At 50.5% G+C, this 8973-nt stretch carries 14 protein-coding genes and 2 riboswitches; of the genes, 8 read left to right on the forward strand and 6 right to left on the reverse strand.

Going from position 1 to position 8973, the window contains the following annotated elements; genetic code table 11:
• The first annotated feature begins 39 nt into the window (after window positions 1-39).
• Window positions 40-270, forward strand: coding sequence for a hypothetical protein (locus ACTTK7_RS16475; RefSeq protein ID WP_462869186.1), 231 nt, complete (start codon window positions 40-42; stop codon window positions 268-270).
• A 13-nt stretch (window positions 271-283) separates the two neighbouring features.
• On the opposite strand, the gene ACTTK7_RS16480 is transcribed toward ACTTK7_RS16475, so the two are convergent.
• The gene (locus ACTTK7_RS16480) at window positions 284-1186 is read right to left on the reverse strand and encodes a DMT family transporter (protein ID WP_462869187.1); all 903 of its coding nucleotides are present in this window, start codon (window positions 1184-1186) and stop codon (window positions 284-286) included.
• A 138-nt stretch (window positions 1187-1324) separates the two neighbouring features.
• Between ACTTK7_RS16480 and ACTTK7_RS16485 the strand changes: the two genes are divergently transcribed.
• From ACTTK7_RS16485 to ACTTK7_RS16505, 5 genes are all read left to right on the forward strand, one after another.
• Window positions 1325-1825, forward strand: coding sequence for an Lrp/AsnC family transcriptional regulator (locus ACTTK7_RS16485; RefSeq protein ID WP_462869188.1), 501 nt, complete (start codon window positions 1325-1327; stop codon window positions 1823-1825).
• Window positions 1826-2035: 210 nt separating this feature from the next.
• Window positions 2036-2860: an aminoglycoside phosphotransferase family protein gene (locus ACTTK7_RS16490; protein WP_462869201.1), complete on the forward strand. Its 825-nt coding sequence runs from the start codon at window positions 2036-2038 to the stop codon at window positions 2858-2860.
• Between the two features lie 50 nt (window positions 2861-2910).
• Complete coding sequence (locus tag ACTTK7_RS16495; RefSeq protein WP_462869190.1) at window positions 2911-3348, forward strand: MarR family winged helix-turn-helix transcriptional regulator; 438 nt, start codon at window positions 2911-2913, stop codon at window positions 3346-3348.
• Window positions 3349-3480: 132 nt separating this feature from the next.
• On the forward strand, window positions 3481-4347 hold the full coding sequence (locus tag ACTTK7_RS16500; protein ID WP_462869191.1) for a pirin family protein: 867 nt from the start codon (window positions 3481-3483) through the stop codon (window positions 4345-4347).
• A gap of 41 nt (window positions 4348-4388) precedes the next feature.
• Window positions 4389-4964 carry a nitroreductase family protein gene (locus tag ACTTK7_RS16505; protein WP_462869192.1) on the forward strand — a complete coding sequence of 192 codons (576 nt, stop codon included), beginning with the start codon at window positions 4389-4391 and terminating at the stop codon, window positions 4962-4964.
• A gap of 49 nt (window positions 4965-5013) precedes the next feature.
• Here ACTTK7_RS16505 and ACTTK7_RS16510 read toward each other — a convergent pair whose 3' ends face one another.
• Window positions 5014-5151, reverse strand: a complete 138-nt coding sequence (locus ACTTK7_RS16510; RefSeq protein ID WP_462869193.1) for a hypothetical protein — start codon at window positions 5149-5151, stop codon at window positions 5014-5016.
• A gap of 275 nt (window positions 5152-5426) precedes the next feature.
• Here ACTTK7_RS16510 and ACTTK7_RS16515 point away from each other — a divergent pair, with 275 nt between their 5' ends.
• Window positions 5427-5909 carry a universal stress protein gene (locus ACTTK7_RS16515; RefSeq protein ID WP_462869194.1) on the forward strand — a complete coding sequence of 161 codons (483 nt, stop codon included), beginning with the start codon at window positions 5427-5429 and terminating at the stop codon, window positions 5907-5909.
• Between the two features lie 54 nt (window positions 5910-5963).
• Here ACTTK7_RS16515 and ACTTK7_RS16520 read toward each other — a convergent pair whose 3' ends face one another.
• The 4 genes from ACTTK7_RS16520 to ACTTK7_RS16535 form a co-directional block, all read right to left on the reverse strand.
• The gene (locus ACTTK7_RS16520) at window positions 5964-6215 is read right to left on the reverse strand and encodes a hypothetical protein (protein WP_462869195.1); all 252 of its coding nucleotides are present in this window, start codon (window positions 6213-6215) and stop codon (window positions 5964-5966) included.
• Window positions 6216-6348: 133 nt separating this feature from the next.
• Window positions 6349-6489: a hypothetical protein gene (locus ACTTK7_RS16525; RefSeq protein ID WP_462869197.1), complete on the reverse strand. Its 141-nt coding sequence runs from the start codon at window positions 6487-6489 to the stop codon at window positions 6349-6351.
• Between the two features lie 27 nt (window positions 6490-6516).
• The gene (gene sdaAA, locus ACTTK7_RS16530) at window positions 6517-7401 is read right to left on the reverse strand and encodes an L-serine ammonia-lyase, iron-sulfur-dependent, subunit alpha (protein ID WP_462869198.1); all 885 of its coding nucleotides are present in this window, start codon (window positions 7399-7401) and stop codon (window positions 6517-6519) included.
• Window positions 7398-7895: a serine dehydratase beta chain gene (locus tag ACTTK7_RS16535; RefSeq protein ID WP_462869199.1), complete on the reverse strand. Its 498-nt coding sequence runs from the start codon at window positions 7893-7895 to the stop codon at window positions 7398-7400. Before ACTTK7_RS16535 ends, sdaAA begins: the two co-directional genes overlap by 4 nt.
• A gap of 77 nt (window positions 7896-7972) precedes the next feature.
• A riboswitch (glycine riboswitch) is annotated at window positions 7973-8050 on the reverse strand.
• 3 nt (window positions 8051-8053) lie between these two features.
• Window positions 8054-8160, reverse strand: a riboswitch (glycine riboswitch).
• A 153-nt stretch (window positions 8161-8313) separates the two neighbouring features.
• Here ACTTK7_RS16535 and ACTTK7_RS16540 point away from each other — a divergent pair.
• Complete coding sequence (locus ACTTK7_RS16540) at window positions 8314-8826, forward strand: GNAT family N-acetyltransferase (RefSeq protein ID WP_462869200.1); 513 nt, start codon at window positions 8314-8316, stop codon at window positions 8824-8826.
• The last annotated feature ends 147 nt before the right edge of the window (window positions 8827-8973 follow it).

An 8973-nucleotide genomic window follows, 5' to 3' on the forward strand; every position in this document is an offset into this window, starting at 1 on the left:
CGGTAACTTCATTCTACTAGAAAAGGACTTCCTTTTTTGGTGATCGATCGTTTACACAAACTATTTTATGCTCTCGAATATGCAGAGATCATGAAGGAAGCCGGCATGCCGGAGGCCGTGGTGCCGATGCTTGTAAGCATCCAGCAGGGGATCCGCAGCGGATCGCTTGATATTGAAAGCGATGATTTTGAAAAGCTGCTAGGCCGTCCGGCCACACCGATGCGTGACGCACTCGAGCATCTTGTGCGGACGCTTCCGGATGAATCGTAAGTATTACAACGCCTCAAGCCGTACGCTTTTGAAGCGCGGGAGCTGATTGCAGCCTCCCGCGCTTTTTTGTCAGCAGGGAAAACGATACGCAGCCGCCGATGACAATCGCACAGCCGGCCGTCTGCGGCCAGGTAAGGTGTTCCCCGAAAAGCACGAAAGCAAGCAGGGCGGTAAACAGCGGATTAAAGTTTAAAAACAGCCCCGAGGTCGTCGCTCCCAAGTGCTTCACCCCAATCCCCCAGAGAATCATGCAGACGATTGTTGCAATGATGCTAAGAAACAGCGTGGACCCGATAAATACCGCGTCAATCGGTTGTACGGGAACCTGAAAGCCGTTGACCTGAAGCAGCAGAAGTACACCGAACAGGCCGGAGTAGCAGACGGACATCATCGGGGAGACCATGGTGGTCGCCCAGCGGCTGCAGATCGAGTAGAGGCCGAAAACGAGCACGGCTAAAAGCATCCACACATCGCCGGAGGCAAACGAGAAGCCTGCCAGGCTGCCGCCGGTCACGACGAGCAATACGCCGGCGGTGGAGAGGAGCATGGCTGTGATCTGTGTGCCGCGCAGCCGTTCACGCAGAAAAAGCGCTGAAAACAGAGCGATCGACAGCGTATTCATCGTAGAGATGATGCTTACGTTGGTGGCGCTTGATGAGGTGAGTGCGGTAAACTGCAGAATATTAAACAGCACAACGCCTGTGATCCCCATCAGAAGCATTGGCACGATCGCTTTTTTGTCAGGAAGCAGACGTTTTTCAGTAATCTGTATGATGGGCAGAAGGCATAGAACGGCGATCCCGTAGCGCAGAATCGTCAGCGTCACAGGAGAAGCGTAGGCAGTCAGATTTTCGCCGACGATAAAATTGCTCCCCCAGCACAGGCTTGCGAGAAGCAGCAGTCCAATGTATTTCATACGTTTTCCCTCCCGTTGTATTGTGCAGAATAAATGTATCATGTAAAATCAGTATAAGAAATAATATTTTGCATAAATAAAATAAATTAAAATTTTATTCTGTAATTGAAATGAAAACAGAATTTATTTTTGTTTAGCATGAAAAAACGCGCTGAAAACGAATATTATTCGGGAGGGAAACGCATGCTTGATGATGTGGATGTACATATTCTTGATTTACTGCAGACAGAGACGAGGCTCAGCAACCTGGAGCTTTCACAGCGGGTGAACCTCTCCGCGCCTGCTACCCACGCCCGGGTCAAGCGGCTCGAACAGGACGGCTACATTGATTCCTATACAGCGATCCTGAATCAGGAAAAGCTCGGGTATGACCTGCTTTGTACGGTATTTATGAGCACGAGTATTCACCAGACGCAGGAGTTAAATGAACTCGAAAGCCGTTTATCGGCGATGCCGGAGGTCATGGAGTGCTACTGCATGACCGGGGCATTTGATTATATGCTGAAAACCATCCACCGCAGCCGCAGGGAGCTCGAGGCATTCATCCGCGAGCTGAACCAGCTCGGCGTCTCCCAGCTGCAGACGAGCATCGTGCTCCGGGAGGTCAAATCCTCGACGGTGCTGCCGCTGCGGAAGTAATATTAATTTAAAAATCGATGTCATTAGAAGAAAAAAGAAACTAAGCAATAGTGTCGTCTCATGTTGCTAACAGGAGCCAGCAGAGAGAACAGCGATCTGATGGGAGGGAGACAAATTGTTACCAGAAGGTTTTCAACAGTATAGTCCGGTTAAGAATGCTTCAACAATCCGGCCAATCCAAAAAGGGTTCTCTGGCAACGGAAATTTATTCTGGATGATACATATTTGCTGAAGACTTTTCCAGTTGCTAAGCTTGAGGAACAAATGCATGTTTTCAAAGTGCTTCGGACGCTTGAAGAGTATTCTTCCTTTATTCCACGTGCCATAGATATCGGGAAACGAGCTTCAGACGAAGGAAATGAATGGGCGTTTATGCTGCTGACATATATGCCGGGTGACGATGCAGAAGCAGTGCTTTCTTCTTATTCTCCAAAAGATCAATACAAAGCCGGCTTTGAAGCATCCAAAGAGCTTTCCAGGCTGCATGAACTCAAGGCACCATCTGATTATCCGGACTGGAAAACGGTGAAAACAAAAAAGATCGCCCGGTACTTTGAGCAGCTTATCCAGACTGGGGTGGATAAGGAAACAGTGCATCTGCTGAATACCTATATTAAAGAGAACGAATATTTAATGGCAGGCCGCCCAAACAGGTTCCAGCATGATGATTTTCATCCCTCCAATCTATTGATAGCAGAGGGACACTTTCAGGGAATTATAGATTTTGACCGGATGGATTGGGGAGATCCAGTGCACGACCTGCAGAAAACCGGTTTTTTCACGAAAAACGTAAGTCAGGCGTTCAGCAGGGGCTGTATCGACGGGTATCTGCAGGCTGCAGATGTTGATGAAACTCTTTTTTGGAGGCTTTATGCATTGTACTCAGCGGTTCATGTCGTATCAGCGATAGTATGGGCACATCGGGAAAGTAATGTGCAGTATCGCAGGCTGCTCAGGTACAGTAAAGAAGTTATTCAGGACCATGATTATTTTAATACACCTATACCGCAATGGTATTGGAAACAGAGCTTATAAAGTATCCGCTGCAGCTTTTTAAATCCATTATCGCCACGGAGGACATTCAAATGCATACCGAGGAATTTATTAGTATTATGATTCACCAGACCGATTTGAAATTAACCAGCTTTATTAAAGAAGAGCTGCAGGTATTTAATCTTACTCCGGAGCAGAACCTCATCATGATGCTTTTATGGGAGGAGGACGGCCGCACCCAGAATGACATCGCCCGGAGGCTGCAGAAGGATAAAACCAACGTTGCCCGGATGGCTGCCCAGCTTGAAAAAAAGCAGTTCGTCCGGCGCACGGCGGGTATCGAAGATCAGCGGGCGGTGCAGCTGTTTGTCACAGAAGAAGGCAGACAGCTGCAGGAAAAAGTGCGCCCGAAAGCCGAGCGGTTCAATGCCGCAGTAACGAAGGGAATCAGTGCAGAAGAGCTTAAAGCGCTGGAGCAGACGCTTGCCAAAATAAACAGAAATGTCTCCGAGAGTCTTCGGGAGGAGTAACGATTCTCGGAGTAGATTCTTTGCAGGGCAGGAAAAAATATGTTGTACTGAAATTGCAGATGAGATGAAGGAAATATATTTTTTGGGAAAATAGTTGCTACGCATACTAAATAGAAGGGTGAGGGTTTATTCATGGAACATCAACAGGATCTGTTTCAACGCCGCATCCGTGATAAGTGGACAGTCCAGTATGAAGAATTCGGCTTTCCTTCCATTCAGAAGGGATGGGTGCTGCCGGTGGACCGGTGGAAGGATTTCGACCCGTTCATATTAATGGCGGAGGACTGGTTCAAGAAGGGCACCTTCCCGGACCACCCGCACCGTGGCTTTCAGACCGTGACGTATGTGGTGGACGGACGGCTTGAGCATATTGATAACGGCGGCGGCCGCGATATTCTCGAGCCCGGGGACGTGCAGTATATGAACGCAGGCTGGGCGGCACGCCATGCCGAAGACGGGGTGGAAAATGATATCGCCCATACGCTGCAGCTGTGGCTGAATCTGCCAAAGGACCAGCGACATACCGATACAATTTACCAGAACGTGTACGGGGAAGAAGCGCCGACCGTCCAGATTGATGGCGGGTATATAAAGGTTTTTTCCGGAAGTATCGCCGGAGAAGAAGGGCCGTTGAACTCGCTCGTTCCCATTACGCTGACCGAGATTAATTTATCGGAGGGCGCCGAATACGTGCATCATCTGCCGGAAAACCATAACGCCTTTCTTTATACACTCTCCGGTAGTGCCGAGGTGGCGGATGGGACCGTCAACAAGCATGACGTCGCGACATTCACCTTCGAGGAGGACGGAGATCCGGAAGCATCTTCCACGCTCCGCATTAAAGCCCATAAGCGCCGGACAAGACTGCTCGTTTATTCCGGCGAGCCCATCCGCGAAGAGATCGTACCGTACGGCCCGTTTGTGATGAGCAGCATGGAAGAAATCAAGGAGGCGTACCGGGACTTTCATCAGGGGAAATTCGGGCCGCCCGCAGAATAGGCCAGATTAACCGTCATTGAATACGAAGGAGATGAAGCAGAGTGGATGTACTTACAGCAATTCATTCGCGCCGCAGTAACGGACTTGTGGAAGATACTGAAGTGCCGGAGGACGTCATTTCGCAGGTGCTTGAGGCCGGCACCTGGGCACCGTCGCATCACAAAACCGAGCCGTGGCGGTATTTCGTCATGACCGGCGACGGACGCAGGCAGCTCGGGGAAGCAATGGCTGCCATTGCCGCCGAAGGAATGTCGCCTGAAGAACAAACGGAAAAACAGAAAAATCTTGATAAACAAAAAGAGAAGCCGATGCGGGCGCCGGTCGTGATCGCCGTGGCAGCAGAGCCTTCAGAGGAGGAGCGGGTGGAGACGCTTGAAGAGTACGGAGCGGTCTACGCGTCAATTCAGAACATGCTTCTCGCTGCCCATGCGCTTGGCCTGGCGGCCTTCTGGCGCACGGGATCGCACTGCTATCATCCGAAAATGAACGAGCTGTTCGGCCTCGGGGAGCAGGGGAAGGTGCTCGGGCTGATTTATATCGGCTATCCGCTGCGGGAAATGAAGGAAGGCAGACGGAGGCCGGTGGAGCAGGTAACCACCTGGATCACCGAAGCATAACTGTTTAAAAAAACCAGGCAGCGGAACCGTTTCGCTGCCTGGTTTTGTGCTATTTTTCATCATGTTTTTTATTCAGCTGCTGACGCAGGTTCAAACGCTGCTGCAGGTACTCCTGCAGAGAAATTTCTTTTTGCGCCCATTGCTGCTTTAAAGCATTAAGCTGGTTTAAAAGATGATGTTTATTCATGTGAGATCCTCCTGCAACAAAGTTTCATTTGTATACTATCCGGCTGCTACTAGTTTAAAACCTCAAATTCATATTTGAAAACGAATGAAAATTGTAAAAACAGAATATTATTAGTTTGAGTCAAAAAGCCGATTGGGAATACAAAATATAAATTCAAGCCAATTCGGCGGAAATGTCAGGAATCCATAAGCCTGCAGCATGAGCCAAAAAGTACGTGAAGGGACCCCTTCGTGCTTTTTGGCTTTTATTATAAAATAATAAGAAGGTGAAATGGAATGAAGCAATATACCCATATTCTGGCCGCGCTTGATGTGCTGAACAGCCCCAGTGTCGATGCCTTTGATGAAGCGTGCCGGGTGGCTGTTAAACACAGAGCCGATTTAACGCTTGCGTACGTGTTTCATTATAATGAATACACCTCGCTTGGATGGATGGATCCGATCGGCATCAAACGTCTGCATGCAGAGGCTGAATACCAGCTTGGTGCCTACCGGAAAAATGCCGAAGAAAAAGGAGTGCCCGAAGTAAAAGCTGTGCTCGATAACGGGGTCCCCAAAAAACGGCTGGTAAACCAGTTATATGAAAGAATTGAACCAGATCTGATCGTAATCGGCCAGTCCGGCGGCAGCGCATTCGGGCAGGTTATGCAGGGAAACACTGTGGCCAGAACGGTCCAAAAGCGTGCGCCGTGCGACGTGCACGTCATCGATACAGCGATTGCCTCTATCCAGCGGGCGCATGCCGCTCCGCTTCAATAACTCAAAAAAGGCTCCGGCTGATTCTCACAGGCAGCCGGAGTGTTTTACGTACAATTACAGCGTGTAATGATTTTTATCGTCCCATTTTCGTTTAATCACGGGCAGGTCACTGACGGTAGTGATAATAAGCTCTTCTTCCCGAAAGGAGTTTAAACTATCAAGCAGCTCATCCTCCGTGCAGAAATAAACGGGCTCCTGGCTGCCAAAGCGTGAACGGATATCGGCGGCTGTTCCTATGTATACCTGGTTTTTAGGGCGTTGAAGTACATATGCAAAATGATCGATAATAGTGACCTCCTTTGACAAAACTTATATTCAGAATAGCACGGACAGAGGAAATACTGAAAGCAGAATGCCTGGAAGCAGAAGGAAACTGATTTTTATGTTATACAGGCAGGCTTGAGCATGGGCTCAAGCCTGCTTTGGCGGAAGAGAGCTGTTACGCTTTACCAGGTTCTCGAGAGTAAAGGCAGAGTATGCCCAGTACAAGGGCAGAAGCCGCTATAGCCCAGTACGAAAACAGCATGCTGATAAGCGTGAGGATGCCGAACCAGATTTGAAAAAATCGTTTTTCATTCATGGCTTCACTCCTTGGATCAAAGTAGATTTATAAAGTGCAGGGGCGCTGATGCAGTTTCCGGGCGGCTTTTTTTCCTGTCGGGGTCTGGGCAAGCCCTCCCTCAGCGGTTTCCTTCAGGCTGCCGGGCATATCGCGGCCGATGGTATGCATGGTCTGGATTACTTCATCACATGGGATGCGGCTCGCGATGCCGGCTAACGCCATGTCGGCTGCCGAAAAGGCGATGGAGGAGCCGATGACGTTTCTTTTTACGCACGGGACTTCAACAAGCCCGGCGACCGGATCACACACGAGACCGAGTAGCGACTTCATCGCCATCGCTGTTGCGTGTGCCGCCTGTTCCGGCGATCCCTTCTGCAGCTCCGTGATCGTCCCTGCCGCCATGGCTGTTGCTGACCCGATCTCTGCCTGGCAGCCGCCGGCGGCACCGGAAATGAAGGCGTGATTTGCAAATACGTACCCGATGGCGCTCGCTGCAAACAGCCCCATGGTAAGAGCATCGTCACTGAGGCTGCGGTTATCCTGGAGAGAAACCAGTACGCCTGGCAGAATGCCGGCGGAGCCGGCCGTAGGCGTCGCGACAATGAGTCCCATTTTCGCGTTGCTTTCGGAGGTCGCCATGGCGGCGGTCATCGCTGAGCTGATGACCGGTCCGGATAACGGAGCAGTGCTCTGACTATACTGGTGCATCCGGTGGGCATCCCCGCCTGAAAGTCCGCTTTCTGTTTCCGTTAGGTCGTGCAGGCCGTCGCGTACAGCCTGCTTCATTACCTGCAGCCGCTCCTGCATGCGTGCAAAAATTTCCCCGCGGGAAGAGCCGGAGCGTTCGACTTCGCGGCGGAGCATCCACTCGCCGATGGAAATGTCCTGAGCCGTACATTCCCGGACAATGCTTTCCATAGTATCGTTCATCTGAATGGTGCCTCCTTTTTTGTGCGGGCGGTTATAGATAAAATATCCGCACCCGTTCCCAGATTAATACTTGTGTGCCGGCCGTTGATTTCATAAATATAGGCAACGCCGCCCCCGATGGAAGCACCGGAAGCCTGGATGCTTTCCCGGGCGGATGAGGCCCTAAGATCTACGGTGTTCGGGCGGCAGCCGCCAGGGGTCTCCGGGCAGAGCTGAAAATCGTAACGGAGACCCTTGTCCTTTGCGAGAGCGTAGGCACTCCGGACGTTGGTGTCGTGCGCGGATAATCCGAGCAGGCCGCCGAGTATCGCTTTATCCGAGCCGTGGCCCTGGTAGGTGGAGGCAAGAGAGCCGTAGAACGTGATGGTTACATTGGTGACGTCTCCAAGCCAGTCATGCACAAATTTCCCAATCGATACCACCCCTGCGGTATGGGAGCTCGAGGGGCCGACCATAATTGGTCCGATAATATCAAAGCAGCTGTCAAACTCCATAGCAAATCCTCCATATTTGAATTGAAAGCGATTACAATAACCGAAAAAAAGACAGAGAAGCGGCATAAGCGCCGATTCTCTGTCTGTGTGCCTGAAAGATTTCATTCTTTGACAAGAATTTTCTTCTTCGGCAGGTACGTATACCTTCTCCAGAGGTGCATCCTGTACTGGTCCTGGTACCTGAGAGTTTTTTCTTCCCGGGCTGGTGGAAAGAATTGCTCCTTCGGTGCTGCAAAAAATTCACAGGCTCTCCCAATACGTTCATCTGCAAAGCCAATATGTTGTTAATTTCAGTGTAACCATGTCCCCGGGAAAAGTAAACCTATTTTTTGACAGCCGGAACGAAGACGATATACTGGGTGGAGCCTGTCAATTTGTTACAATAAACCAATTTATCAAACAGGAAGGGGATACGACCATGACTGAACAAATCATCCTGCGCCCTGTCGAAGCAGAGGATGAAAAAGATATTAATAATCTCCGGCGCCAGCCCTCTGTCATGCATTACACGCTCGGGCTTCCTTCGGAGCGAAGAGCATCCAGCCAATCTTTTATCCAAGGGCTGACGGCGAACGATCATGTGATTGTGGCAGAGTGCGACGGCCGCGTCGTTGGTATCAGCTCCCTGGAGGTGCTCGGCGGAAAGCTCCATTACTACGGTCTGGCCGCTATGGCGGTGCACGATGAGTTTCAGAACCAGGGAATCGGCAACCGCCTGCTGGATCAACTGATCGATATTGCCGACAATTATTTAGGCTTGTTCCGGCTGGAGCTGGACGTGGTGGAAGGGAACACGCGCGCCGTACAGCTGTATAAAAGCCGTGGATTTGAAACAGAAGGCACGCTCCGCAAAGCCCATTTTGCCCGGGGTGCATTCGACAACGTGCTGGTGATGGGCCGGCTTAACACCTCAGTGCTCTCCAAAGAATGAACGCTTCGCCTGAAAAGCCGGGCATCAGCGGAATTATTACTTCCAAAAATTAGCCTATTATGAAAAAATAGGGCTCTTCACCAAAATATGGACTTGACGAGTTGTCGTCGATGGTTTCCGGTTTCCAGGCGAATCCGCAGGCTGAGA

The organism is Marinococcus tarijensis (assembly GCF_054971385.1).